We start from the raw sequence: 26,625 nt of genomic DNA on the forward strand, positions 1-26,625 counted from the left end.
GTCTGCTCTCTCAGAAACAGACCGCAACAGATAAGGATGACGCGAGAGGTAGATGTAGCGGCCCGGCCACACAAGATCCCGGATCAGGTCCGGGATGACGGATCTTCCTGGGATACGCCCCTGATCCCCCACCGCTTCAGATAGTCCTGCAATGCCCGGCAAGCCGACTCGCTCTGGCCCAGAGTGGCGAAGCCGATATAGCCGTCGGGACGCACCAGATAAATCGCATCCCGGGCAAAGCCCGCCGCCCCCAGGGCATCACTCCAGGCAAAGGCGTGGATCGGCAGATCGCCTGCCGCCGCCCCAAGCGGCTCCCCCGCCTCGCCATAGACATGGATCTGCCAGTCCCGCGCGGTCAGTGGCGCATCATTGGCCGCGCTCTCGACCCAAGGCAGCCGGTCGCCCGCCTTCACCTGCCCGGCCCCACCGCTCGACAGTTTGCTATCCCGATACTCGATGGCGGTCTGGGAGACCGTGCGGAAAGCGAAACGCAGGACAGGCTTCAGGCGGGTCAGCACAGCCGCCAGATAGGGAACCACAAGCGTGCGCCAGAGAGATCCCCACCAGGCGCGCGTGGCAACGAAGCGGAAAGCCCGATCTGTGGTCGCGATCAGCACCTGGGCAAAAGCCATGCGCTCCTGGACATAGGTATCGAGGATTTCCGACTTCGCCTGCCCTTTGACCACCGCCGACAGCTTCCAGGCGAGGTTCATGGCGTCCCCGATGCCGGTATTCATGCCCTGCCCGCCTGCCGGGCTGTGGATATGTCCCGCGTCCCCCGCCAGGAACACCCGGCCCACGCGGAAGCTTTCCGCCACCCGGTGATGCACATGGTAGGTCGAAAACCAATGAAGCTTGCCGATGGTCAGCCCCGTATCGCGGGCGGCCTCAAGAGCCACATCCTCGAAGGTGAAGCTCTCCTGCTTCTCCCTGGCCTGGGGCACCATGCCGATTACCCGCTGGGCACCCGTCTGGCGCACGGGCAGCACCAGGCAGAAGCCTTCGCTATTGAGGCTGACGGTCAGAGCGTTGTCGGGCAGATCGCCCTCTGCATCCACATCGGCGACAAAAAACACCTGATCATAGGTTCCGCCCGGAAACCCGATGCCAAGCTGATGGCGCACGGCGCTGCTGGCACCATCGCACCCCGCCACATACTCAACCTCCAGAGTCTCCTCGCCTGCCGGGCCATGGAGGGTGGCACGCACGCCCGTCGCCAGCTGCGTGAAACCGGTCAGCGCTGTGCGGCGTTCGACGGTGATACCCAGGCTGGCCAGGGTCTCGATCAGGATCTGCTCATGCACATCCTGCGGCAGACCCAGGATAAAGGGATAGGGGCTGATGCCCTGCCCCATGGCGCCCAGCGGCGCCATGGCGACCTTCCGCCCTTTGACGCGCAGATCGAAGTGATCGAGCAGGATCCCCGCCTCGACAATCCGGTCCGCGATGCCAAGCTGGCGATAGAATTCCAGCGTCCGCGCATGGACGGCCAGCGCCCGTGAGGTCGCGCCCGGCCCCTCGCCCTTGTCGACGATACGGAACGCCACGCCCTGGCGCGCGAGATTGAGCGCCAGAACGAGGCCGGAGGGGCCTGCGCCCACGATGAGGATCTGGGGTGTCATGGCCCGATCATACCGCAGAATGAAAAAGGGCGGGAGATCGCTCTCCCGCCCAAGCCGTTAAAGCCAACAAGCCTACTTGCGGACCTTGGCGATTTCGGCATCCAGTTCGGCGATGGTCGCGGCACCGATGTCGGCCTTCACCTTGTCGAGGATCGGCTTCACCGCCGCACGCATGCGGTCGGTTTCAGCGGCCGAAACTTCGTTGATCTGCATGCCCTTGGACTTCAGGAACACCATCGACTTCTCGGTGGATTCACGGCTGTCCTTACGCTCGAACTCGCGGCTCGAAACAGCGGCCTTCATGATGGCAGCCTTTTCGTCGGCATCCAGCTTGTCCCAGAAGGTCTTCGACGCCATCATGATCCACGGGCTGTAGACGTGCTTGGTGAGCGACAGATACTTCTGCACTTCGTAGAACTTGGAGCTTTCGATGGTCGTGACCGGGTTTTCCTGCCCATCGACCGCCTTGGTTTCCAGTGCCGAGAAGAGTTCCGAGAAGGCCAGCGGCACGGCATTGGCGCCAACGCCATTGAAGACATCCAGGAACACCGGGTTCTGCATGACGCGCAGCTTGATGCCCTTCAAGTCTTCGACCGAATTGATCGGCCGCTTGGTGTTGGTCATGTTGCGGAAGCCGTTTTCCCAATAGACCAGACCGATCAGGTCCTTTTCCGCCAGCTTATCCAGCAGCTTCTGACCGAAGGGACCGTCGAGAACGGCGTCGGCTTCCTTTTCATTGTTGAACAGGAACGGCAGATCCCAGACGCCGAATTCCTTGACGAGGCCGACCAGGGTGGCGGTCGAGCCGACCATCATTTCCTGGGCGCCGCCCGCCAGGGCGTTCTGCATCTGCATGTCCGAGCCCAGCGTGGCGGCGCCGAAGGTGCGCACCTTATGCTTGTCGCCGGTTGCCTTCGCCAGTTCTTCGGCGAAGTGACGGGCGCCGCGGCCCTGCAGGCTGTCTTCATTCAGGCCATAGCCAAAGCGGATGATGCGCGGCTTGATTTCGGCGGCTGCCGGTAGCGCTGCCATCAGGGCGACGGCGGCAACACCCAGGCTAATGATCGTACGCTTCATGGTAGTTCCCTCCTGTTGGTCTTTTGGATAGCCCGCTTTTTGGGGTCTAGAGCATCCACCGCAGCGGTACGGTGACGATCTCCGGCACAAAGACGAAGAAGAACATGATGATCGTGTAGGCCAGTAGGAACGGCCACACGCCCGTCGTTGCTCGGTCCATGCCGATCTTGGTAACCGCCCCTACGACCGACAGCACCGTGCCGACCGGGGGCGTGATGAGGCCGATGGCCCCGTTGAGGATGAACATCAGCCCGAAATAGACCGGATCGATGCCTGCTTTGACCGCGACCGGCGCCAGCACCGGGCCAAGGATCAGGATCGTCGGCGTCAGGTCCATCGCCGTGCCGACCGCGAACAGCAGCACCATCATCGCCAGCATCAGCAGCTTGGGATCATCCATGATCGGCTCGAGCATCTTGATGATGTCGGCAGGCACATCGGCCAGGGTGATCATGTAGGACGATACGGTCGCCGCCGCGCAGAGGAACATGATGGTCGCGGTCGAGCGCGCGGCATGGGTCATCACCTCCACCAGCTTGCCCCAGGGCAGCTCGCGATAGACGAAGGTGCCGACGAACAGCGCATAGACCGCTGCCACCACTGCTGCCTCGGTCGGGGTAAAAATGCCGAACCGCAGGCCGCCGATGATGATGCCCGGCAGGGCCAGCGCCCACAGGCTGTCTTTCAGCGCCTTGCCGCGTTCGGCCCAGGAAGCCCTTGGCGGCTGCGGCAGGTCGACCCCACGGATCGAGAGCTTCCAGGCAACCACCAGACCCGCACCCATGATCAGACCCGGCACGATACCGGAGATGAAGAGCGCGCTGATCGAGGTATTGGTCGCGACGCCATAGATGATGAAAGGCATCGAGGGCGGAATGATCGGCGCGATGATACCGCCCGAGGCGAGCAGACCCGCCGAACGGTTCACCGGATAGCCATTGTCGCGCATCATCGGCATCAGCAAGGTCGCCAGCGCCGCCGTATCGGCAATCGCTGACCCCGAGAGCGAGGCCAGGATGATCGCCGCCACGATGGCGACATAGCCGAGACCGCCGCGGATATGGCCGACGCAGGTGACCGACAGATGCACGATCCGGCGCGACATGCCGCCCGCGTTCATTGCCTCGCCCGCCAGCATGAAGAAAGGCACGGCCATCAGCGGGAAGCTGTCGGCGCCATTCAGCAGATTCTGGGCGACGAGCTGGGCATCGAAGAAGTCGAGGTAAACCATCAGCGCGACGCCGGTCAGCATCAGCGAATAGGCGATCGGCATGCCCATGGCCATTAGGCCGCACAGTGCCACCAGGAAAATAACGATGGTCATGGATCAAGTTTCCTGGAAGAGGTCTTCTTCGCCCTCACCCGGCACATAGGCTTTCGGGCTGGCGATGAAGATGCGGACGAGATTGAGGATCACGAGCAGGAACAGCACGATGGCGCACACGAAACCCGCCAAGGGCATCAGGGCCATGGAATAGCCGGTGACCGGGGCGATCTGCTTGGCGCCGACCTTGATCTGGGTCCAGGAACCCGAGGCGAAGAGCCAGATGCCATAGAGCATCGCGACATGGCAGATGACGGCGCAGACGCGGCGCAGCATCGGCGACAGCTTCTTCTGGACCATCGTCATGCCCAGATGCTCGTTCCGCTTATGGGCAATCACGGTGCCCAGGAAGATCAGCCAGACGAACGCCAGACGGCTGATTTCCTCCGCCCCGGCATAGCCGGAGTTGAAGACATAGCGCAGCACGACGTTGGCGAACGTCAGCACCACCATCACGGCCAGGGAAAGCGCCATCAGGCGCTCCACCCAGCGGGTTACTCCATCGGCGATGCCTGTCATCGCTGTTCCCCCCTTAGTTTGCCTTAAGCGGTCTTTATCGCCGCCTCGTTATCTCCACCAAAGCGAGCCACCAGACCCGCCACAGCAATCTCCACCGGATCTTCGACCCGGACAATCACATGCGCCTCGTCCGCTTGGAGAGGCTCCAGGGCAGCCAGTTGCGAGTCCAGCAGCGATGGCGCCATGAAATGCCCCTGACGCGACCCGAGACGCTCGGCGATCACCGCCCGCGCGCCATCCAGGTGGACGAAGACTGCCTGTCCCGCGCCGCTCCGCAGACGATCGCGATAGCGGCGCTTCAGGGACGAGCAGGCCAGCACCGCCCCCTGCCCGGCTTCGACCGCCGACGCAAGCTCGCCCGCCAGCCGGTCAAGCCAGGGCCAGCGATCCTCATCATCCAGCGGCTGGCCCGCTGCCATCTTGGCGCGGTTGGCCGCAGGGTGGAAATCATCCCCTTCGATGAAGCGGACGCCCAGCTTCGCCGCCAGATCGCCACCGACCCGGCTTTTGCCGCATCCGCACACACCCATGATGATGAGTATGCCCTTGAATTCTTTTTCTGTTAGCGCTATCATTCTTTATATTCTTGTGGCGCGTTTTCGCGTTTCTTCCCGACAGGAAGTTAGCGCTCACATTTAAGGTCTTGTCAAGAAGGAGGTAACGCCATGGCGCCAGCTACATCTTCCCTGCCCCGACGCAGGCGCGGTGCGGGCCGGGTCACGCTGGCCGATGTGGCTTCGGCTGCAGGCGTCTCCAGCATTACCGTCAGCCGTGTGCTGAACGATCCCGGCAAGGTTTCCGCCGATCTGCGCGACCGGATCGTCGCCGCGATTGCCGAGCTTGGTTATGTGCCGAATGGCGCGGCGCGTGCGCTGGCCTCTGCCCGCCCCCTGCTGGTAGCGGTCCTGGTCCCCTCCCTCACCAACGAAGTGTTCGTGGAGACCCTACGCGGCATCCGCGAGGTTCTGCAGCCCAAGGGCTATCAGATCCTGATCGGCGACACCGGCTATGATGCCGATGATGAAGCGCGGATGCTCGATACCTACCTCGCCTTCGGACCGGGTGGCCTGCTGCTGACGGGCCTGCAGCAGACCGAAGCCGTGAAGCTGCGCCTGGAAACCCTGCGCCTGCCGCGCGTGCATATGATGGAGCTACCGGCGCCGAACCAGCCCGCCCCGCCCACCGTCGGTTTTTCCCAGACGGCGGCGGCCACGGCGATGGCGGATTATCTGATCGGCCGCAACTATCGCCGCATCGGCTTCCTCGCCACCCAGCTCGACCATCGCACGCTGCTCCGCCGGGACGGCTGGCGCGCCTCGATGCAGGCCCATGGTCTCTATAACACGGATCTGGAGATCACAGATCCGGGCCGCTCCTCGGTCGGGCGCGGCGGCGAGCTTCTGACCCAGATCCTGGCCAGCGGCATGAAGCTGGACGCGCTCTTCTGCAACAATGACGACGTGGCGCAGGGGGTGGTTTTCGAGGCGCAGCGGCGCGGCATGGATGTGCCGAAGGATCTTGCCGTTGTGGGCTTCAACGATCTCGCTGCCTCCGCCTGGATCAACCCCGGCCTCACCACCATTGCCACCCCGCGCTATGAGGTTGGGCGCGAAGCGGCGCTGCGCCTGCTTGAGCTGATGGGCGGCGGTTCCGCACCGGCGCCGCTCGACCTCGGGTTCCGGCTGGTGACACGGGGCAGCGCCTAGGCTAAAGGATGCCGACTTCGTTTAATCTTGAGGGGCAGAAGATGGCCGTCGTGCAGCTGAAACGTTGGAATATCGCGCTGGGATCCGGCCAGCCGCTGGCGGTGATTGCCGGGATCAACGTGCTGGAGAATCTCGATCTCGCCCTGACGGTCGGCCGCCAACTGCAGGATATCACCCGCGATCTCGGCCTGCCGTTCATGTTCAAGGCCAGCTTCGACAAGGCCAACCGCTCCTCCATCACCAGCTATCGCGGCCCTGGGTTGGAAGACGGCCTTGCAATGCTGGCCGAAGTGAAGCGCCAGTTGAACGTTCCTATCGCAACCGACATCCACGAGCCTTACCAGGCCGAAGCCGTGGCCGCCGTTGCCGATATCGTGCAGATCCCGGCGTTCCTGTGCCGCCAGACGGACCTTGTGGTAGCAGCCGCTCGCGCGACCAAGGCCGCCGGTGGCTGGCTGCACGTCAAGAAGGCGCAGTTCCTGGCCCCCTGGGACTGCAAGAACATCATCACTAAGGCCCGCGAAGCCGCCCCCGACCTCGACATCATCCTGTGCGAGCGCGGCAGCTCCTTCGGTTTCAATAATCTGATCGTCGATATGCTGGGCATCGGCGAGATGCAGCGCCTGGGGGTGCCGGTCACGATCGACGCGACCCACGCGGTGCAGCTTCCTGGCGCAGATCCGCGCACGGCCGGTGCGTCGACGGGCGGGCGGCGCGAGGGCGTATCAATCATCGCCAAGGCGGCTGTGGCTTCGGGCGCCGATGGCGTCTTCCTGGAGTTTCACCCCGACCCCGACAAGGCACTCTGCGACGGCCCCAGCTGCCTGCCGCTGGACAGCGCCGCCGGACTGCTGAAGACCCTCAAGACGGTGCATGAGGCCGTGCGGGGATAGTTATAAAACGTCGTCATCCCGGTGCTCGACACCGGGATCTCTTAGCAACGCCTCAAACAAGAACCGTCATCCCGCACTTGATGCGGGATGACAAGGTTTGTTGGGACGGGCTCCCTGTGGAGATCCCGGGATCAAGTCCCGGGATGACAACCGTTCATTTTGCGGCCCTCAAGCTGCCACCACCGTCAGCCCGGTATCGCGGTAAGGCTGCAACCGGCCTTCGGGCACTTTAGCCTCCGTGATCAGCGTCGAAACGGCACCGATCCGGTCCACGTGATAGGGACCGGCGGCGCCGAGCTTATCGATGGTCGCCAACGCCACAGCCTCACCCGACGCCGCGATAGCTGCGCGTTTCAGGGCCGACCCCTCGTAGGTCGTGCCGGTCAGGCCCAGCTCGATATCGATCCCGCAGACCCCCAGGAACGCCATATCGCAGCGGATACCGCGCAAGGCCTCCAGCGCGACCGCCCCGCCGGTATCGAGATCGGTTTTGTCCAGCCGCCCGCCGATGATGATCACCTCGGCCTGGGGATGATCGGCAGCGGCAATGGCGACCGGCGCACTGGGCGTTACCACGGTCACCCGGATCAGGGGCGGAATACTCCGCGCCAGCAGCTCTAGCGTTGTGCCGCCCGACAGGAAAACGATCTGCCGGTCCCGGATCATGCTGGCGGCTGCCTGAGCAATCGCCCGCTTGGCATCTCCGCCCCGCCGCCGCCGGATAAGATAAGGATCAAGGCCGGTCGAAGCCGGAACCGCCCCGCCGTGAACCCGCTGCACCACCCCTGCTTCAGCCAGTTGCGCAAGATCGCGTCGGATGGTGTCTTCAGAGACATCAAAATCGACGGCAAGAGAAGCGGCCTGCAAGCGACCCTCCCGCTCCAGCAGGTCCATCATCATACGGCGGCGTTCTTCGGGGGATCTGATCATGATGCCGGACTTTACCGATATCGGCAGAAACCCGCAATGCATGGCAGCCATCCAAAGCCACCCAAGCTAGCGTCGAAAATAAGGGCTAGCTTAGGCCCCTTGCGATACAGAAGGCGCCCATGATCTCCGCACAAGAAGCAGAAAACCGCCGCAAGGGATTGATTCTCCTATCGATGGTCACCCTCATCTGGGGGTGCAACTGGCCGATCATGAAGACGGCCCTGACCGAAATCCCGCCTTTCTGGTTCGTGGTCTATCGTTTTGTTCTGGGCGGCGCCTGCATCACCTTGCTGGTTGCTCTGCGGGGAAACCTGAAGCTCCCCCATCGTCAGGACTGGCCGCTGGTCGGGGGATCGGCCCTGATGCAGATGGCCGCCTATTCGATCTTCATCGTGCTTGGTCTGAAGGATCTGCCCGCCGGTCGCGCGGCCCTGCTCGCCTATACCACGCCGATCTGGGTCATTCCGCTGGCGCGCCTCTATCTGAAGGAGGAGATCACGCTCAAGCGAGCGCTGGCGGTGGTGCTGGGCGTCGGCGGGATTCTGGTGCTGATCTGGCCGCAGTCCATCAGCAATATCGATATGGTCCAGCTTGGCGCCTATGGGTTGATGGCACTATCGGCCCTGGCCTGGGCGATCTCTATCGTGCAGGTGCGTGGGCACAAGTTCGTCGGCACCGCCCTGGACCTCGCTCCCTGGCAGATGCTGATCGCCTTGATGGTTTTGATCCCGCTCGCCTTTGTGATGGATGGTCCGCCGCAGTTCGCGTTCAGCGGAACCGCTTATGCGGCAATGGCTTACATCGGTCCGCTCGCAACCGCTTTTGCCTTCTGGGCCATCGTGGCGGGCGGAAGGCTCGTTCCTGCCAATGTTATGTCCATCGCTATGCTTGCGGCCCCTCTCATCGGGCTTACTCTTTCTGTAAGTTTTATGGGCGAACAGATCACTCTACCCCTGGTTGTCGGTATTCTTATGATCGGTATGAGTCTGCTGTTGAACCTCAAGCGTTAAGCGTTGACGCAGCCAGCATTTTAATCCCACCGTTAAGGAAATCATCGGCTTCTCCGCGCTAGGATTGAGCCGTGGGAGTACTTTGGGGGTTTGGTTAAAATGCATCTTGGAATTCGCGGCCAGTTGATGATCGCGTTTGGCGCGGTGGTCTCCACGACGTTGGTCGCTGCCGGTGTCGGCCTCTGGGCGACCCGATCGGTGTCACAGCAGACCAGTTTCGTCACCGAGCATCAGATGCCCGCCCTTGTCCTGGTGGCAAACCTCCAGCAACGCGCCACCGAAGCGGCTTCTGCCGCTGGCGACCTTAGCCGCGTAACCTCGTCCGAGGAATTCAGCAAGGTCTCCAACCGTCAGCTCAACGCCATGGACGCCCTGAAAGCGGCGCTGGGTGAGCTTTCGACCAAGAACGGCATGGACGTCGCCGCATCGGCTGCCGAATTCGAGCGCCTGAATGCCGCAGCCGGGAAACTGGGCGGCCTGGTTCAGCAGCGCCTGCAGATCGTAGCCGAGGGCGAAAGCCGCATGGGTTACGTCAATTCCTCACGCGATGCCTTCACCCGGGCGATCAAAGAGCCCAGCGAAGAGGCGATTGCGACCCTGGCGAAGTCGGCCAAGGAACTTCCCGAAAGCACGACCCAGCAGATCAACGAAGTGGTTAACGGCCTCGTCCAGACGCTGATCCCCCTCTTCCAGACAGGTCAGATCCTGAGCGACCTTCATTCCTCGCTCCAGGTCGGGCAGACGGCCAAGGATATCGATGCGGTGGAGACGGCCTGGGAGGACTACTACACCCCCCAGATGCAGATGTCGCAATCGATCCAGCGCCTGGATTCCAGCGGTGACAGCATCGGCAAGGAATTCGCAGCCTCCCTTGGCGAACTCGACACGCTGATCAGCGAGCCGATGGATATCTTCGACGCCCTGCGCGCCAAATACGATACGTCTGCCACAGCCCAAGCACGGGCTGAAGCCGCCAAGGATACCGACGCCCGCGTCGCGACCATCCTCTCCAAGATCCTCTCGATTCAAGAAGCGATCTTCCCGGCGGTTGAAGGACTGCGCGCCTCCTCGCAGGTGCGCGGGCGCAATCTGTCAACGGCGATCACCTCGGCCATGCGGGATTTCGTTGACCGTGATATCGCGGAATATCAACGGCTTCTGCAACTTTCCTCGAACGGCAACTATCTGGTGAGCATGCTGGCGGAAAGCGCCAATGCGCCCACGACCGCCCGTCTCGATACGCTCGAAAATCAGATCAAGGGCGTCGTCCAGAGCATCGAAGCCAGCGTCAAGGAGTTCGACGCCAATAAGCACAAGGACATCATTGCTTCGACCGAGTTGCTGCTCGGCTTTGCTTCCGGTTCCGGCGGCGTGCCGTCGCTGCGGCGCGAGCAGATCACCATCGAGAACAACTCCCTGGCCGTGGTGACCGAAACCACCGAACGTGCGTCGCGTATGGTCGCCTCAGCCGAGGCCCTGTCCGCCTCAGCTCGCAGCCAGGCCGATGCCGCCGGTGCAGCCGTCAAAGCGGCGGCAGCCAATGCCGAAAACCTGCTGTGGGTGATCGTCGCAGGCGCGCTGGTGCTGGCGGTGCTGATCGTCTGGCTCTATGTCGGCCGCCGGATCGTGGCGCGCCTCACCCTGCTGGCCGATGCCATGCGCAAGATCGCCGGTGGCGATCTGAATGTGGCGACCAACGTGTCCGGCGAAGATGAAGTGGGCGAGATGGCCCGCGCGCTGGAAATCTTCCGGGCCAATGCGTCGGAAATCGCAACCGCCCAGGCCGAAGCCCAGGCAGCGCGTGAGCGCTCCATCGCCGAGCGTCGTCAGGCCCGCCTGGAAATGGCCGATGGGTTCGAAGCCAGCGTCAAACAGGTGGTCGACCGGGTTACCTCCGCCGTTCAGGGTCTGCGCCATACGGCGGAAACCATGGGGCAGTCGGCGGGCGATACCATGCGTGAAGCCTCTGCTGCCGCCGAAAGCTCGCAGCGGGCAACCCATTCCGTCCATACCGTCGCCGCCGCTGCCGAAGAACTCCTGGCCTCGATCCGTGAAATCGGCCAGCAGGTGCAGCGCTCCAGCAACGCTACCCAGAAGGCGGTCACCGACGCTCAGGATACGCAGAACACCGTTACCGAGCTCTCGCAGTCGGCGCAGCGGATCGATGAAGTCGTTAAGCTGATCAATGGCATCGCCGCCCAGACGAACCTCCTGGCGCTGAATGCCACCATCGAAGCTGCCCGTGCTGGTGATGCGGGCAAGGGCTTTGCCGTCGTCGCGGGCGAAGTGAAGAACCTCGCCAACCAGACCGCCCAGGCGACCGAAGAAATCTCCCAGCAGATCGCAGCGGTGCAGTCCTCGACGGGCGCCGTGGTCGGTGCGATTTCGCAGATCGCCAAGACCGTCACCGAACTGAACGAGATTTCCTCCGTCATCGCCGCTGCCGTCGAACAGCAGGGCGCGGCGACCCAGGAAATCGCCCGCTCCGTCGATGAGGCGGCAGGCAATACCGGCGACGCGCTGGGCCGTATCGATATCGTGCGCGGCGCAGCAGAGACGGCTGGCCAGTCGGCCACCGACCTCAATACCGCCGCCCGCTCGATGGCCCAGGATGCCGATGCCCTCAATCACGAGGTCGACGGCTTCCTGAAGCAGATCCGCGCTTAAGGGCGCTTGTCGGGAGGAGCCATCTGCGTCGTTGCCTGAGATACTCGGATCCTCACGTACAGACGTACGCTCCGGTCCTGCGTTCTCAAGCGCCTAGCATCTGGCCCCTCCGGCCTTCGCTTCTAAAGCGGGCAAAAGAGAAGCTGTCATACCGACCGCCCTTGTGACACTTCTGCGGTTAGAGTTCTGCAACAGCTGGTGGACGGATCCCGGGTCAAGCCCGGGATGACAGCCTTTGTTCAGCGACTCATGAGTCAAATAGATCAATCGCTTGCAAATGATCCATCTGACTCATGAGTCGCCCCCACCCCTTTCAGTCGCCTTCCTCTCATTTAGTTGACTAGGAAACATTATTCATATAGTTTCCTAGTCAACAATGAGGTTCACCATGCAACGCCCGACCCCGCTTCCGCCTCTCACCTCCCATCTTGGGTACTGGATGCGGTATGTCTCCAATCATGTCTCCCAGGCCTTCGCCCGCAAGCTGGACGGTGCGGGCGTGACGGTCGCTGAGTGGGTGCTGCTGCGCGAGCTTTATGGCGAGGACGCCCTACCACCGAGCCGGCTGGCAGAGCGCCTGGGGCTGACACGCGGCGCGATCAGCAAACTCGCCGACCGGCTTCTGGCCAAGGGCCTGCTCGTGCGGGAGGAAAACCTAACCGACGGGCGGGCGCATCAACTGGCGCTGAGCCGAGCCGGTGAAGACCTCGTGCCCCGTCTTGTGGAACTGGCAGACCGGAATGATGCCGAATTCTTCGATCATCTGAGCCCCGAGGAACGCCAGACGATCGAACGGATCCTGAGACAGATCGTCGAGCGGCGCGGCCTGAAAGACATCCCGGTCGACTGACCGTACCCAAGCCCAACAGTTTTAGAAGAGGAGATGCGCATGGACGCGCAGTTGATCGTGCTTGCCCGAAAATGCCTGGAGGGATCGGAAAACAACAGCATGACCTTCCCGCAAATCATCGCAGACCTGATGACGGCGGGTTTCGAGAGCTACTGGATCGATTTCCGCAAAGCTACGGCAACTTACTATTTGCCGAACGGCCAGAGTGTCGACCTGCCCACCCACGGTTCGGAAAGCCCCATCGCCCCTGCCCTGGATGCGTCAGCCCTGGAAAGGGCGATCGGGGAAGCCCAGCGCCTCGTCCCCGGCTATACCTACAAAGGTTTCTGCGTGAAAGCGAAAGCCGCCGGATGCGCGGGCTATCTGGTCAGCTTTTCCGGCCGCCGCGCGGTCTATTTCGGCCGGGACGGCGTGGTCCATACCGAGCTTTTCCCCAGCGCCAGCTAAGCAGGCAGCTACTTCGTCGTCGCGACGTCGGTATGGCCGGACTGGGGCAGCAGAGCGGTGATCGGCACCAGTACGAAGCCTTTGCCCGGCAGGGTCGGCAGCCATTCGGCCAGCGCTGTGATGGTATCGTCCTTGGGGTGGCCAATGGCGATGCCATGGCCGTGCTTGCGGGCGACGGTTTCCAGGGTCGCCAATTGTTTGCGCACCGCCGCCAGCTTGGGATCGTCATCCAGGAAGACATCGCGTGAGAGCGTCGGAATGCCCTTGGCCTTCGCCAGCGGCACCCCGACCGTGCGCGGAGTCGTGCGGCTATCGAGCCACAAGACACCCGCCGCCTGAAGTTCCTGCATGACGATGCTCATGCCCGGCGTATCGGCGGTGAAGCGGCTGCCCATATGGTTATTGACGCCGACAAAGCCGTTGAAGGAACTCAAGCCCGCCCGTACCCGGCGGCGGATCTCCTCTGGCCCCAAGCCGACGAGCAGAGGATTGGGGCCGGGATCCACATGGCTGGTCTCCGCCTGCATCGGCATATGCAGCATCAACTCGTGCCCCGTGGCGAAGGCCGCCGCCGCCTGGGCGCTCAAGTCACGGGCATAGGGCAGATAGGAGAGCGTCAGCGGTCCCGGCAGCATGGTGGTACGCTGGGAGCGCTTATGATCAACCCCCATGTCGTCGATCACCACGGTGATGGGGATGCGACCGCTCAAGGCCGGGGGCTTCTGGGCGAATCTCTGCCAGGCGGGACCGATGGTGGGCGCGGGCGCCGGTGGCGGAGCCAGCACAGCCGGGACGGGCTCTGGAATAACCTCGGGCGGCTGGGACGCCGGAACTGGCGCTGGCAAAGAGAAAGGCAGCGGCGCAAGCGCCGTTTCGAACGGCTTCTCCACTGGCTCTTTTTCGGGAATCTGGGTGCCGATCACCAGGCCGCAGCCGAAACCGCCCATCGCCAGAGCACCAATGGTAAGCCAGAGGCCGGGCTGCAGACGACGCGCCTTGGTCTTCTTGCCCCTGCTTCCCTTTGCCGCCACTTCCATCCGCCTCTTGCTGAACCAAGCGCGCGCACTATACCGTCAGCCTATGAGCGAATTCACCCATTTCGATTCCGCCGGGCGTGCCCGGATGGTTGATGTCACCGAAAAATCCGTAACAGACCGTAGCGCGACCGCGCGCGGCCGTGTCTTTGCCGCGCCCGAAACCATCGCCAAGATCAAGGCGGGCGGTTTCGGCAAGGGCGATGTGCTGGCCGTGGCGCGTCTTGCCGGGATCATGGGGGCGAAGAAGACCCCGGATCTGATCCCGCTCTGCCATCCCCTGAGCCTGACCAAGGTCGCGGTCGACCTGACCCTGGACGAAGCCGCCTCGACGGTGGAGATCGAAGCGACCTGCCGCCTTGCTGGGCGTACCGGTGTGGAGATGGAAGCCCTGACCGCCGTCACCGTCGCCGCCCTGACCGTCTACGACATGTGCAAAGCGGTCGATAAAGCCATGCGGATCGGCGATGTGCGGCTGGTCGAAAAGACCGGCGGCAAATCCGGCGACTTCAAACAGGACTAAAAAGCCCATGCTGCCCGTTGCCGATGCCCAGAGCCAATTGCTGGCCCGGATCGCCCGCCAATCTCCACTGGCCGCAGAAGACATTGCCCTGACCGAGGCCGCGGGCCGCGTCCTTGCTGAGGATCTGCTGGCCAGGGTTTCCCAGCCGCCCGCCGATGTCTCGGCCATGGATGGCTGGGCGTTGCGCGGTGACGATATTGCCAGCCTGCCCGCCCGTCTGAAGCCTGTGGCGGCGGTGGCGGCGGGTCATCCGGTGGATACCGAGATCACCCCCGGCACCTGCGCCCGCATCTTCACCGGCGCCCCCCTGCCCCCCGGCGCGGATACGGTGGTGTTGCAGGAGGATTGTACGATTCTCGAAGATGGGTCTGTCGAGATCACCGACGGTCGACCGGGTCGGCATGTCCGGAAGTTCGGCCTCGATTTCCAGGCTGGGGGCACCGTGCTCCAGGCGGGCCGGACCTTGACGGCGCGTGACGTCGGTCTGGCTGCAGCCTCCGGCCATCCCTGGTTGCGGGTCCATCGCCGCCCGCGTGTTGCCCTGCTGGCGACGGGGGACGAGGTAGTGCGCCCGGGGGACCCACTGGCGCCCGGACAGATCGTCAGTGCCAATTCCTACATGCTGGCAGCCCTCGTGCGCGCGGCAGGCGGCGATCCGATCATTCTGGGTATCGCCCGGGACGAGGATGCCGATGTCCGGCGGCTGGCAGCGGCTGCCAAGGGCTGCGATATCCTGGTCACCACCGGCGGCGCCTCGGTCGGCGAACACGACCGCGTGCAGGCAGCCTTGGGCGAGATCGGGCTGACGCTCGACTTCTGGAAGATCGCGATGCGTCCGGGCAAACCGCTGATGATCGGCGGTCTAGGCGATATGGTCTTGATCGGCCTGCCGGGTAATCCGGTTTCCGCCTATGTCTGCGGCCTGTTGTTCCTGGCCCCTGCCATCCGCGCGCTCCAGGGCGATCCTGCGCCCCTGCCGCTGCTGACGGAAGCAGAGCTGGCCGTGGATCTGGGCGCCAACGACCATCGCCAGGACTATGTCAGATCGCGCCTCACCCTCCGTAACGGCGCCCTGCCTCTGGTCGAACCGGCTCGGCCACAGGATAGTTCAATGATGAGCATCCTGGCAGAGAGCGGCGCTCTGCTGGTCCGCCCCCCCCATGACCCCGCCCGAAAAGCGGGCGACCGGGTCACTATTCTTGGCGGATTGATTTGATCTATGACGCTTGACGCTTGACGCTTGACGCTTGACGCTGAAGCGGAACTTAACTAGAACAATTGAGGGGCGTTTAGGCTTCGTTCCAATTATGATCTTATATTAACGAATGGCGAGGGACAGACATGCTCACGCGCAAGCAGCACGAACTGCTGCTCTTCATCCATCAGCGCCTGTCTGATGGCGGCATTTCTCCCTCCTTCGACGAGATGCGCGATGCGCTGGATCTCAAATCCAAATCGGGCATCCATCGTCTGATCACCGGGCTTGAAGAACGCGGGTTCATCCGCCGCCTGCCCCATCGGGCGCGCGCCCTGGAAGTGCTGCGCCTGCCGGATGAAGTGACCCCGAAGCGTACCCGTCGCGGGCCGGAGATCGTTGCCTCCTCCCCGCCCGTACCCTTCCACAAGCCTGCGACCTCGGCTGTGGAGATACCGGTTTCGGCCAATGACTCGGTCTCACTGCCGCTCTATGGCCGGATTGCTGCTGGTACGGCGATCGAGGCGTTGCGCGATCCCAGTTCCTATTACGACGTCCCTGCTGCCCTGCTGGGCAAGGGTGATCATTACGCCCTGGAAGTCGCTGGCGATTCGATGGTCGAAGCCGGGATCCAGGATGGCGATATCGTCCTGATCCGCCGGGATGATTCCGCCGATACCGGCAGCATCGTGGTGGCGCTGGTGGATGATGCCGAAGTGACCCTGAAGCGTTTCCGCCGCAAGGGCGCGTCGATTGCCCTGGAGCCCGCCAACCGGGCTTATGAAACCCAGATCTTCGGCGCCGACCGCGTAAAGATCCAGGGACGCCTCGTCGGCCTTATGCGCCGCTACTAGGCTTCGCTGAGTTAGAGAGACGGCCGGTTCAGCGATGGACCGGCCGTTTTGTTTTTGGGCTTGCTGGCTGCCTCAAAAGACATTGTCATCCCGGACGTGATCCGGGATCTCGTGTAGACGAACCGCGTCGAGAAGCTGCAACGGGTTCTGCCACTCAAGATCCCGGATCGGGTCCGGGATGACAGCTCCTGTTTGAAGCATTGCGGAGAAGCCTGGGAATCAGCGCGTGCCTTGGACTGGCGGGGTTATCCTAAGCCCACATGGCGGCAGATGACCTCCGCTGCCCGTTCGCTCGGCGGCGCCAGATCCAGTTCCATCGCATCGGCAAGCCGCTGATAGCCTTCCAGCATTCCCCCCCGTACCGGTGTGTCCAGCATCAGCGGGGCGAGCGCTTTGGCAATGGCGGCCGGGTTGCAGTCCTCCTGCAGAAGCTCCGGCATCAGAGGCTCATCCAGGATCAGATTCGGCAGCGCGGCGTAGCGGATGGTCAGCAGGCGGCGCAGCATCCAGGCCGTGAAGGGATTGACCTTATAGGCGATCACCGCTGGCAGCTTTGCCAAAGCCAGTTCCAGCGCCACGGTGCCTGACGCGGCCAGGGCCGCGCGGGAAGCCGCAAAGGCGTCAAACTTGACCACGCTATCCGTGACCAGCAGCGGATCGCCCGGCCAGGATCGGATCGCCTCCGCCACCCGATCCGCCACCTGGGGTACCGTCGGCACCACCAGCTGCAATCCCGGAACCTGTTCGGCCAGGAGTTCCACCGTCGCAGCAAAAACGGGCAGCAGGCGCGTCACCTCGCCCTGGCGGCTACCGGGCAGAACGGTCAGAAGGGGCTTGGAGGCCGGGATACCGTATCTCTCCCGGAAACGATCACCATCACCCGACAGTGCGCCGCCCTCCACCACGGGATGCCCGACATAATCGGTGGGCAGCCCATGTTTGGTGAACCAAGGCGGCTCGAACGGGAACAGGGCCAGAAGGCGGTCGATCTTGCGCGCGATCTTCGGCGCCCGCCCTGCCCGCCAGGCCCAGACCTGTGGCGCGACATAGTGAATACGGGGAATCCCCGCGTCGCCCAGGCTCTTTGCCAGACGCAGGGTGAAGGATGGCGCGTCGATCGTGATGAGCGCGGTTGGCCGCTCCGCCCGCACAGCGGCCTCGGTCTGCGACAGGCGCTTCAGCAGGGCTGGAATATGGGGCAGCACTTCCGCCAGCCCCATGAGCGACAATTCCTGCATCGGGAAAAGGCTTTCCAGTCCCTCGGCCGTCATCGCAGGACCACCGACGCCGGAAAACCGTACATCCGGCCCCAGGCGTTTCTTTAAGGACGCCATCAGGCGCCCACCGATCAGGTCGCCGGAAATCTCACCGGCTACCAGGAAGAAATGCGGGGGCGTCGCGCTCACACACCCACCAGAAAAATACCGGCGGCATCAGCCGCCGCGATGGTGGCATCACGATCCACCAGAATCGCCCGGTTGCCATCGATGGCGATCCCGGCAAAACCGGCACTCGCCACCTTGCGCACTGTATCAGCGCCGATCACAGGCAGATCCAGGCGGTCATCCTGCTGAACCTTGGCAAGCTTCACCAGAACACCGCGCTCGCCGCCGCGCTGCAGCAGGGCCGCCCGTTCCACCATGGCATCTGTCCCCTCGGCCGCCTCGACCGCCAGGACCGTGCCTTGCTGGACAACGCAGGCCTGACCAACATCGACCGGCGCCAGGGCATGGAGGACGGCCATGCCACGCTCGATATCGTAATCGTCCTTTTCGTTAGGCGCATGCTGCCCCAAAGGGCCTTTGCCGATGCTCTGATTACCCAGCACATCAGCGACTGAAACGACGCGGAACCCCTCGCTTTCGAGTTCCGCAGTCAGCAGCTTCAACATGCCGTCGTCGCCCAGCGCCCGGAAGCCGATACGTGCCAGCAACGCCGCTCCCCGGGCATCGGGGGCCAGCGAAAAGAGCGACGGGCGCACAAACTTGCCCGCCATCACCAAGTCGCGCACGCCCGCCTTGTGCAAAGCGTCGAACATTGCGCCAACGGCACCGATGCGGAACCAGCCATGGGCGCATCCGTCCACCGTCTCGCGGTCGGTCTGCCCGTCGACAGCCAGGATGAAGACATCCCTTTGACGCCCCCGGCTCGCGGCGATGAGACGCCGCGGCAGGTCACCACTGCCCGCAAGGATGCCAAGCGGACCTGTCACCTCACACCCGTGGCTGGCAGATCGGGCGGGCACTGTCGGCGCGCACGAACTCGACGATATCCATCACGACCTGATTGTCCTGGAACAACTCCAGCACGTCGTCCAAGCGTTCGGCCATTGTGCCTTCGGCCGCGAACATCAGGCGATAGGCCTTGCGCAGCAGATGGATCGCATCCCGGTCAAAGCCGCGACGCTTCAGACCGACCACATTCAGCCCGGCAAGCCGTGCACGATCACCCATGACCGAGCCATAGGGAATGACGTCATTCTCCACGCCCGACATGCCGCCGATCATGGCGTATTTACCGATGCGCACGAACTGATGGACGGCGCACATGCCACCAAACGTCACGAAATCGCCGACCTTGACGTGGCCGCCGATCACCGCGCCGTTCGCCATCACGACGTTATTACCGACCACGCAGTCATGGGCGATATGTGTGGCAACCATCAGCAGGCAATTATCGCCAACGACGGTGCGGCCTTCATCGAACGTCGTTCCCGGATGCAGGGTCGCCTGTTCGCGGATCACGCAGTTTTTGCCGATGATCAGTTCAGTCGGCTCGTTCTTGTAACCGCGATGCTGGGGAGGCAGACCCGCTGCGGAAAAGGGATAAAGCTCGGTCCCTTCGCCGATCGTTGTGTGCCCGGCAACGACCACATGACTGACTAAGCGGACTCGATCACCCAGCTTCACATGCGGGCCGACATGACAGAAGGGACCGATTTCAACCCCTTCGCCCAGTTCCGCCCCGGCTTCGACAAGAGAACTCGGGTGAATGGTCACCATCGGCTCAGCGCTCGTCCAGAATCATGGCCGCAAAGGTCGCTTCGGCCACGATCTGACCATCCACATGCGCCTCGCCCACGAACTTCCAGACCGGACCGCGATGACGATCCTTCTTCACTGTGATGCGCATCTGATCACCCGGCACCACCGGCTTGCGGAAACGGGCGCCATCGACGCTCATGAAATAGACCAGCTTGCCTTCGCTCTCCGGCCCAAGCGTATGAACCACCAGAACGGCGGCGGTCTGTGCCATCGCCTCGACGATCAGAACACCCGGGAACACCGGCTTGGTCGGGAAATGGCCCGCGAAGAAATGCTCGTTGATCGACACGTTCTTGATGCCGACGCAGGAGACATTCGGCTCCATATCGACAACCCGGTCGATCAGCAGCATCGGATAGCGATGCGGAATCATCGCCATAATGCGCTGAACGTCGATCAGAGGTAGCCTTTCGGCCTGGAAGCCAGCAGTTTCACTCATCGTCTCAAGATCCTTTCTTCTTCGTCATGCGCTCCAAGGCCGCCGTCTGGCGATGCCATTGCAGCACAGGGACCGCAGGCGATCCCCCAACTTTTGCACCCGGTGCCAAATCCCGCATCACACCGGACTGGGCAGCCACCTGGGCGCCCCGGCCGATCCGAAGATGACCACTAACACCGACCTGTCCCGCCAGAATGGCGTAATCCTCAATAATCGTGCTGCCGGATATGCCCACCTGGGCAACAATGATGCAACCACGACCGATAATAACGTTGTGCGCGATCTGAACGAGATTGTCGATCATCGTGCCAGCGCCGATTCGGGTATCATCAAGAGCGCCGCGATCGATGGTCGAGTTCGCCCCAACCTCCACGTCATCATCGATAATCACACGACCGAGCTGCGGTATCTTCACCACGCCCTGGGGTGTCGGCACGAAGCCAAACCCCGCCTCCCCGATCCGGACGCCTGCAAGCAGGACCACACGCTTGCCAAGCATTGCGTGGGTCACGGTTGCGCCGCGCCCGATCCGGCACCCCTCGCCCAGCACCACACCGGGCCCGATCTGCGCACCAGCTTCGATGACACAGGACGCATCGATCTCCGCGTGCGCTTCCACGACCACCATCGGTCCGACATGCGCCGACGGGTCCACCTTTGCAGAGGGATCCACACTCGCCGACGGATGAATGCCAGATGGCGGGGACGGCAAGGGAAACAACATCCGCCCGGCCTTGGCAAAAGCAACGGCCGGGGTTGGATGGATCAGGACCGTGACAGTCGCCGGAGCTATATCCGCCAGCGCTTCAGGCACCAGCACAGCCCCCGCAGCCGTTCGACTTAAGGGATCCGCATGCTTCCGGTCGACACAATAACTCAGCGCATCGCCGCCAGCCGTTTCCAGCGCTGCCACATCGCTGATCAGCCGCTCCGGTCCCCGCAGAATCTGCGCACCCAGCCGGGCTGCAAGTTCAGGGGTCGACAGCGCCCCTTCACGCCGGAAAAAGCGCGTGTCGACCATCGGCTCAGTTCGTCTTGAGCGCCGGCAGCTTCAGAGTTGCCTTGGGCATTTTCTGATTGAGACGGGTCACCAAGGTGGTCGTCAGATCAAGATCGTTCGAATTCAGCATGACTGCCTGACGATGCAGGATCAGGTTGATGCCCTTTTCGGTCGCGACCTGCGGGAGAATTTCTTCGATGGTCTTTTGAACCGGCTGCATGCTCTGGGACTCGCCCTCAGCCAACTGGCGGCGACGGGCGGCAACCTGGCGCTGGAACTCAACGAACTTCGCCTGCAGTGCACGGCCCTTTTCGTTGAACTGCTCCTGGCTTAGCGAAGCCCGCTGACCATTCAGGGCCTGCTCTTCCTTACGCAGATCGTCTTCTTTTTTCTTGAATTCGGCCTGAGCTGCCTGAGCCTGCTTTTCCATCTGCTCGCGCAGGGACTTAACAGCCGTCGACTTGCCCAGGACTTCGCCAAGATCGACAACGCCGATGCTGACATTCGCAGCCCCTGCGCCCGCAACGGCGGGACGGGCTCCTGCCGCTGCGGGCGGGCGGGCGGGAATCTGAACCGGGTTGATCTGCGGCGTCACCGGAGCTGGCTGAGCTTGTGGCATAGCTGCCGGAGCCGATTGCTCCCCAGGTGCAGCTGGCGGCGGTGTCAGCGTGAAGCCAGTAGGCGCTTGGGCAAAAGCCGGGGTCGACAACGCAACTGCGATGAGGGCCACACCGGTAGTTAGGGTACGGATGTTCATGTCTCTACTTCCCAGAGGGGGTCAGAATTTGGTGCCGAAGCTGAAGCGGAAGAATTCCGTATCGTCGAACTCATCCTTCAAATAGGGATAGCCGACGTCGACACGGATGGGGCCGAATGGCGACTGCCACTTAAAGCCCACGCCCGCCGAAGCACGCAGTTTCGTGCTGTCACGGATATCAGGGCCCGAATCCTCGGCTCCCCAGGCAGTTCCGATGTCATGGAACACAAGCATGCTGATGCCCAAATCCTTGGGCAGGCCCGAGGGGAACGCCAGCTCAACTGAATTCACCGCGTAATTCTTGGCGCCCAAAGCATCATCAGACTTGGTATCGCGCGGCCCAACACCGCCTTGCGAGAAGCCACGGAAAGTATCGCCACCCACGAAGAAGCGGTCATTAATGCGCAGCCGTTCACCACCAAAGCCCGTAATATTCGCGACATCACCTGCCAGGGAGAGAACCACCTCATCCGCCAGCGGAAGATGGTATTCGCCCCGCAATTTACTCCGAATATATTTTGCAGTACCGCCAAGACCTGCAACATCGTGGGTCACGCGCACCATATAGCCTTCGGTCGGGCTAATTCGGCTGTCACGACGGTCATAGGCAAGCTCGTGCGTCACATAGGAGGAAATCGTCTTGCCTTCCTGATCCTTGATGTAGATCGACGCATCGCTGTCAACATCGGTCACCACGTCGCGGCGCAGGGTATAGCCCAGGCGCTGGCGCCAATACTCCGTGATGAAATAATTGAAGGAGAAGGAGCCACCCGTCGACTGCCAATTATAAGAACTAAAGTCTGTCAGATCGCGGCGGGTATGGAATAGATCGGTCGTGAAAGCGACGGGCCGATCAAGGAAATAAGGTTCGGTGAAGCTGATATCGAATTGAGTACGGCGCGCCGCCAGCGTCGTCGAAACCGACAGATCCTGACCCCGGCCCATCAGATTACGCTCGCGAACCTGCACCAAGCCCAAAGGACCGTCAGCGGTCGACACACCGCCGCCGACCGACAGTTCACCCGTCGACTGCTCTTCGACCTTGGCCTTGAGGACAACCTTGTCCGCAGCGGATCCGGGCTCCTGGGTCACCTGCACCGACTTGAAAAAGGTCAGATCCTTGATCCGGCGTTCGGAGCGGCGCAGCTTATCGGAATTAAACGCATCGCCTTCAACCAAACGGAACTCCCGGCGGACAACCTTGTCCAAGGTCCGGACGTTACCGACGATATCGATACGCTCGACGTAAACCTTTGGACCTTCCGAGATAACATAGGTGATGTCGATCGTCTGATCTTCGGCATTGCGCTTGATCTGCGGATCGACCTCGACGAAGGCATAGCCGAGATTACCCGTCCGCTGGCTCAGTTGGGAAACCGTCGCTTCGCTATCACTCAAAGAATACCAATCGCCTTCCTTGACGCGGATGTATTCTTTCACGAGCGCGGGATCGAACTCTTTGAGCTGAGAAACGACCTCAACCTTACCGATTTTATAGCGGTTACCTTCTTCAATCACATGGGTAATGAAGAAGTTCTTCCGGTCCGGACCCAATTCGGCGGCAGAAGAAACGACGCGGAAGTCTGCATAGCCTTCACTTTGATAGAAGCGGCGTAACAGCTCGCGGTCATAAGCAACACGGTCTGGATCATAGGAATCATCGCTTGCCCAGAAGCGATACCAGCGCGACTCTGCCGTGACCAATTCAGTGCGCAACGTGCTGTCGGAGAACTCTTTATTACCGATGAAAGTAATCTTGCTAACGGTAGTCGCTTCGCCTTCATTGATTTCGAAGACGAGATCGACGCGGTTCTGATCGAGTTCAATAATCTTCGGCTCGATCGTGGCCGCGAATCGCCCATTTCGGCGATAGACATCCAGCAGACGCGACACATCCTGCTGCACTTTAGTGCGCGTATAGACGACACGCGGGCGCAACTGGATTTCCGGCAACAACTCTTTTTCGGTCAGCTTCTTGCCGCCTTCGAAGGCAATGCGGTTGATAATGGGATTTTCAACCACCCGCACAACCAGTGTGCTGCTGCCGTCCACACCGACAGACACATCGGCAAAAAGGCCGGTCGCGAACAGCCCCTTCAAGGACTTGTCGATTTCACCCGGTGACAGGGGATCACCCACCTTGATCGTAAGATAGGAGCGCACGGTGTCGGGCTCGATACGCTGGGTGCCCTCTACACGGATCTGACTGGCAGGAGGATAGGCCGTCGAGGATATAGATTGCGACTGCACGGGCGCACGCGGCGCAGCCGCAGGCGGGGGAGCAGAGGCGTTTGGAGCGGCAGGCGCCTGCGCCAGGGTTGAACCTGGAGGGGGCAAAGCCGCCTTGGAGGTCGGTCCGGCGGCGCTAACCTCGACGGCCCCAAGAACGAGACCGGACAGCAGCGTCACTGCCAGCACGCTTCCAAGCTTCTTGCCCAAGACGCTTCCCTTTATCTTCTGTTCAGCCAATTAGGCCCGACACCCACGACACGATCCGCAGTTTTACCAAATCGTTCCAAGTTGCAAAGAGCATTAAGGAGACGATTGCCGCAAAACCGGCCATAGCCCCAGCTTCTTGCAGTCGCTTGGGCAGCGGGCGCCTATATATAGCCTCCCCGGCGTAGAACAGCAAATGCCCACCGTCGAGCACAGGTATGGGCAGCAGATTGATGAAACCGAGGTTGATCGACAGCATCGCAAGGAAGCTCAGGAACTGCACAAACCCGTCCTGGGCGACCTCCCCCGACATCTTCCCGATCGACAGGATACCGCCAATCTGACTGGTATCGCGCCGACCGGAGATCATCTCGCCAAGGCCGCGGAAAGTTTCGGAAATCATCACGCCGGTTTCTTCGACCGCCCGGACGACCGCCGTCACCGGATCCATGGTGACTGTCCGCTGCCCGCCATTCCCGATACCGAGCTGGCCGATCTGCTGAACATTCCCGAAGCGATCCGTCAGAACGGTCTGGCCGGTCACCGCCTTCAGGACCAGGACCGAACCGCCGCGCTCCACGCCGATATCCACCGCCTGGGCCGGGCGCGAATAGACATAGCGCTGGATCTGATCGAAGCGTTCGATCTGATCGCCATCCAGAGAAACGATCCTGTCGCCAGATTGAATACCGGCTTTTTCGGCAGCGCTGCCTGCGATGACAGATCCGACCAGCGGTTCCGTCACGGACTGGCCCGCAACCATGAAAAGCCCCGCCAGGATCGCAATCGCAAAAAGAAAATTCGCGATCGGTCCCGCGGCGACGATCGCCGCCCGGCGCGGCAAGGATTTATGTTGAAAAGCGACCTTCCGCTCTTCGGGGGTCAAATCGTCGCGGGCCCCGACACTCGCCGGGTTCATATCGCCGAACATCTTGACATAGCCACCAAGCGGGATGGCCGAAAAGCGCCAGCGCGTGCCCGATTTCGCCGTCCAGCCGAAAAGCTCGGGCCCGAAGCCGATGGAAAAAACCTCGACCCGGACACCGGCCCGGCGCGCGACCCAGTAATGGCCGAACTCATGCACAAAGACGAGAACGGTCAGCGCCACCAGGAACGGCAGGATATAGCTGATCATCTAGAAAACCTTTCCATCGACACGCGCTAGCGCCTGACGGCGCGCTTCGCCATCGATGTATGCGATATCATCGAGTGACCCGGCTTTTGCACCTGTCATAGTCCCCATCACGGCCTCGTCGATGGCGGCGATATCCAGAAAACCGATCCTGCCCTCCAGGAATGCCGCAACCGCGATCTCGTTTGCCGCATTCAAGACAGTGGTCATTGCACCGCCCGCGCTCAAGGCCTCTCGCGTCAGGCGAAGAGCCGGAAAGCGCACAGGATCCGGAGCTTCGAAAGTCAGTTGGGCCACTTCATAGAGATTAAGCTTCTTCACCGGCGCCGAAATCCGCTCCGGCCAACCGAGGGCATAGGCAATCGGCGTGCGCATATCGGGCGAGCCCAACTGCGCCAGAACGGATCCGTCCTTATAGCCGACGAGGCTGTGAATAACCGACTGCGGATGCACAAGAACTTCTATCTGGTCGGCAGGCATGGCGAAAAGATGGCAAGCCTCGATCAGTTCCAGGCCCTTGTTCATCATTGTCGCGCTATCGACGGAAATCTTCGCGCCCATCGACCAGTTCGGATGAGCGACAGCCTGCGCCGGGGTTACCGGCTTCATGGCTTCAAGCGTCCAGGTACGGAAAGGACCGCCGGATGCCGTCAAGATCAGCCGGTCGATGGCATCGCGCTGGCTTTCCTCGAAGACCTGGAAGATGGCGTTATGTTCGCTGTCGACCGGCAGCAGCTTGGCGCCATGCTCCCGCGCGGCGGCCATGACCAGTTCGCCGGCGCAGACCAGCACCTCCTTATTGGCGACCGCAACCGTGGTGCCGTGCCGGATCGCGGCGAGCGTCGGGGCAAGCCCGGCAGCGCCGACAATCGCCGCCATTAGCAGATCGCAGGGGCGTGAAGCGGCATCGATCAAAGCCTGCGGACCCGCCGCAGCTTCGATACCGCTACCGCTCAAGGCCTCCTTCAAAGCCCCATAGGCGGACTCTTCCGAAACCACGGCCAGCTTGGCGCCAAAGGCCTTCGCGTCGGCAGCCAGGCGCTCAACATTGCGGGCGGCCGTCAGTGCCTCGACCTGGAAGCGGTCCGGATGGGCTTTGATGACATCGAGAGTGCTCTGCCCGACCGAGCCAGTCGCGCCGAGAATTGTGATCCGACGCATCCGCG

At 62.2% G+C, this 26,625-nt stretch carries 25 protein-coding genes; 9 read left to right on the plus strand and 16 right to left on the minus strand.

Annotated elements, in window-relative coordinates:
• Positions 1-83: 83 nt before the first annotated feature.
• From ACFSM5_RS00005 to ACFSM5_RS00025, 5 genes are all read right to left on the minus strand, one after another.
• A complete protein-coding gene (locus ACFSM5_RS00005) occupies positions 84-1,622 on the minus strand; it encodes an FAD-dependent monooxygenase (protein ID WP_379873769.1) in 1,539 nt (512 codons plus the stop codon).
• A 72-nt stretch (positions 1,623-1,694) separates the two neighbouring features.
• The gene (locus ACFSM5_RS00010) at positions 1,695-2,699 is read right to left on the minus strand and encodes a TRAP transporter substrate-binding protein (RefSeq protein WP_379873771.1); all 1,005 of its coding nucleotides are present in this window, start codon (positions 2,697-2,699) and stop codon (positions 1,695-1,697) included.
• A 46-nt stretch (positions 2,700-2,745) separates the two neighbouring features.
• On the minus strand, positions 2,746-4,023 hold the full coding sequence (locus ACFSM5_RS00015; protein WP_379873773.1) for a TRAP transporter large permease subunit: 1,278 nt from the start codon (positions 4,021-4,023) through the stop codon (positions 2,746-2,748).
• A 3-nt stretch (positions 4,024-4,026) separates the two neighbouring features.
• Entirely contained in the window at positions 4,027-4,542 is a 516-nt protein-coding gene (locus tag ACFSM5_RS00020) for a TRAP transporter small permease (protein WP_379873776.1), read from the minus strand.
• Between the two features lie 23 nt (positions 4,543-4,565).
• On the minus strand, positions 4,566-5,117 hold the full coding sequence (locus ACFSM5_RS00025; RefSeq protein ID WP_379873778.1) for a gluconokinase: 552 nt from the start codon (positions 5,115-5,117) through the stop codon (positions 4,566-4,568).
• 90 nt (positions 5,118-5,207) lie between these two features.
• Here ACFSM5_RS00025 and gntR point away from each other — a divergent pair, with 90 nt between their 5' ends.
• Together gntR and kdsA are read left to right on the plus strand one after the other, a co-directional pair.
• Complete coding sequence (gntR, locus tag ACFSM5_RS00030) at positions 5,208-6,248, plus strand: HTH-type transcriptional regulator GntR (protein WP_379873780.1); 1,041 nt, start codon at positions 5,208-5,210, stop codon at positions 6,246-6,248.
• A 41-nt stretch (positions 6,249-6,289) separates the two neighbouring features.
• On the plus strand, positions 6,290-7,141 hold the full coding sequence (kdsA, locus tag ACFSM5_RS00035) for a 3-deoxy-8-phosphooctulonate synthase (RefSeq protein ID WP_379873782.1): 852 nt from the start codon (positions 6,290-6,292) through the stop codon (positions 7,139-7,141).
• Between the two features lie 168 nt (positions 7,142-7,309).
• On the opposite strand, the gene ACFSM5_RS00040 is transcribed toward kdsA, so the two are convergent.
• Complete coding sequence (locus ACFSM5_RS00040) at positions 7,310-8,071, minus strand: DeoR/GlpR family DNA-binding transcription regulator (RefSeq protein WP_379873784.1); 762 nt, start codon at positions 8,069-8,071, stop codon at positions 7,310-7,312.
• Positions 8,072-8,190: 119 nt separating this feature from the next.
• Here ACFSM5_RS00040 and ACFSM5_RS00045 point away from each other — a divergent pair, with 119 nt between their 5' ends.
• The 4 genes from ACFSM5_RS00045 to ACFSM5_RS00060 all read left to right on the plus strand — a co-directional run bounded on the left by ACFSM5_RS00045 (position 8,191) and on the right by ACFSM5_RS00060 (position 13,045).
• The gene (locus tag ACFSM5_RS00045; RefSeq protein WP_379873786.1) at positions 8,191-9,081 is read left to right on the plus strand and encodes a DMT family transporter; all 891 of its coding nucleotides are present in this window, start codon (positions 8,191-8,193) and stop codon (positions 9,079-9,081) included.
• A 99-nt stretch (positions 9,082-9,180) separates the two neighbouring features.
• On the plus strand, positions 9,181-11,748 hold the full coding sequence (locus ACFSM5_RS00050; RefSeq protein ID WP_379873788.1) for a methyl-accepting chemotaxis protein: 2,568 nt from the start codon (positions 9,181-9,183) through the stop codon (positions 11,746-11,748).
• Positions 11,749-12,136: 388 nt separating this feature from the next.
• On the plus strand, positions 12,137-12,598 hold the full coding sequence (locus ACFSM5_RS00055) for a MarR family winged helix-turn-helix transcriptional regulator (protein WP_379873790.1): 462 nt from the start codon (positions 12,137-12,139) through the stop codon (positions 12,596-12,598).
• Positions 12,599-12,637: 39 nt separating this feature from the next.
• Positions 12,638-13,045 (plus strand): DUF1398 domain-containing protein, encoded by a 408-nt coding sequence (locus ACFSM5_RS00060; protein WP_379873792.1) that lies wholly within the window; start codon positions 12,638-12,640, stop codon positions 13,043-13,045.
• 8 nt (positions 13,046-13,053) lie between these two features.
• Here the strand turns inward: ACFSM5_RS00060 and ACFSM5_RS00065 are convergent, their stop codons facing one another.
• Entirely contained in the window at positions 13,054-14,076 is a 1,023-nt protein-coding gene (locus ACFSM5_RS00065) for a divergent polysaccharide deacetylase family protein (RefSeq protein WP_379873794.1), read from the minus strand.
• Positions 14,077-14,125: 49 nt separating this feature from the next.
• Here ACFSM5_RS00065 and moaC point away from each other — a divergent pair, with 49 nt between their 5' ends.
• From moaC to lexA, 3 genes are all read left to right on the plus strand, one after another.
• Positions 14,126-14,602, plus strand: coding sequence for a cyclic pyranopterin monophosphate synthase MoaC (moaC, locus tag ACFSM5_RS00070; RefSeq protein WP_379873796.1), 477 nt, complete (start codon positions 14,126-14,128; stop codon positions 14,600-14,602).
• Between the two features lie 7 nt (positions 14,603-14,609).
• Positions 14,610-15,818 carry a molybdopterin molybdotransferase MoeA gene (locus ACFSM5_RS00075; RefSeq protein ID WP_379873798.1) on the plus strand — a complete coding sequence of 403 codons (1,209 nt, stop codon included), beginning with the start codon at positions 14,610-14,612 and terminating at the stop codon, positions 15,816-15,818.
• 125 nt (positions 15,819-15,943) lie between these two features.
• On the plus strand, positions 15,944-16,651 hold the full coding sequence (lexA, locus tag ACFSM5_RS00080) for a transcriptional repressor LexA (protein ID WP_379873800.1): 708 nt from the start codon (positions 15,944-15,946) through the stop codon (positions 16,649-16,651).
• A gap of 245 nt (positions 16,652-16,896) precedes the next feature.
• Here the strand turns inward: lexA and lpxB are convergent, their stop codons facing one another.
• Genes lpxB through ACFSM5_RS00125 form a run of 9 tightly spaced genes read right to left on the minus strand, consistent with a single transcriptional unit; the run spans position 16,897 to position 26,620 of the window.
• Complete coding sequence (gene lpxB, locus ACFSM5_RS00085) at positions 16,897-18,057, minus strand: lipid-A-disaccharide synthase (protein ID WP_379873802.1); 1,161 nt, start codon at positions 18,055-18,057, stop codon at positions 16,897-16,899.
• Entirely contained in the window at positions 18,054-18,863 is an 810-nt protein-coding gene (locus ACFSM5_RS00090; RefSeq protein ID WP_379873804.1) for an LpxI family protein, read from the minus strand. Before ACFSM5_RS00090 ends, lpxB begins: the two co-directional genes overlap by 4 nt.
• 1 nt (position 18,864) lies before the next feature.
• Entirely contained in the window at positions 18,865-19,653 is a 789-nt protein-coding gene (gene lpxA / locus ACFSM5_RS00095) for an acyl-ACP--UDP-N-acetylglucosamine O-acyltransferase (RefSeq protein ID WP_379873806.1), read from the minus strand.
• 4 nt (positions 19,654-19,657) lie between these two features.
• Entirely contained in the window at positions 19,658-20,134 is a 477-nt protein-coding gene (gene fabZ, locus ACFSM5_RS00100; RefSeq protein ID WP_379873808.1) for a 3-hydroxyacyl-ACP dehydratase FabZ, read from the minus strand.
• Positions 20,135-20,138: 4 nt separating this feature from the next.
• Positions 20,139-21,155 carry a UDP-3-O-(3-hydroxymyristoyl)glucosamine N-acyltransferase gene (gene lpxD, locus ACFSM5_RS00105; protein WP_379873810.1) on the minus strand — a complete coding sequence of 339 codons (1,017 nt, stop codon included), beginning with the start codon at positions 21,153-21,155 and terminating at the stop codon, positions 20,139-20,141.
• A 4-nt stretch (positions 21,156-21,159) separates the two neighbouring features.
• A complete protein-coding gene (locus tag ACFSM5_RS00110) occupies positions 21,160-21,891 on the minus strand; it encodes an OmpH/Skp family outer membrane protein (RefSeq protein WP_379873812.1) in 732 nt (243 codons plus the stop codon).
• Positions 21,892-21,912: 21 nt separating this feature from the next.
• Positions 21,913-24,309 (minus strand): outer membrane protein assembly factor BamA, encoded by a 2,397-nt coding sequence (gene bamA, locus ACFSM5_RS00115; RefSeq protein WP_379874488.1) that lies wholly within the window; start codon positions 24,307-24,309, stop codon positions 21,913-21,915.
• Positions 24,310-24,352: 43 nt separating this feature from the next.
• Positions 24,353-25,462, minus strand: a complete 1,110-nt coding sequence (gene rseP / locus ACFSM5_RS00120; protein ID WP_379873814.1) for an RIP metalloprotease RseP — start codon at positions 25,460-25,462, stop codon at positions 24,353-24,355.
• On the minus strand, positions 25,463-26,620 hold the full coding sequence (locus tag ACFSM5_RS00125) for a 1-deoxy-D-xylulose-5-phosphate reductoisomerase (RefSeq protein WP_379873816.1): 1,158 nt from the start codon (positions 26,618-26,620) through the stop codon (positions 25,463-25,465). It lies immediately after the preceding gene.
• Positions 26,621-26,625: the final 5 nt, after the last annotated feature.

This window comes from Lacibacterium aquatile, from assembly GCF_042683105.1.
GTDB classification, from domain to species: domain Bacteria; phylum Pseudomonadota; class Alphaproteobacteria; order Elsterales; family Elsteraceae; genus Lacibacterium; species Lacibacterium aquatile.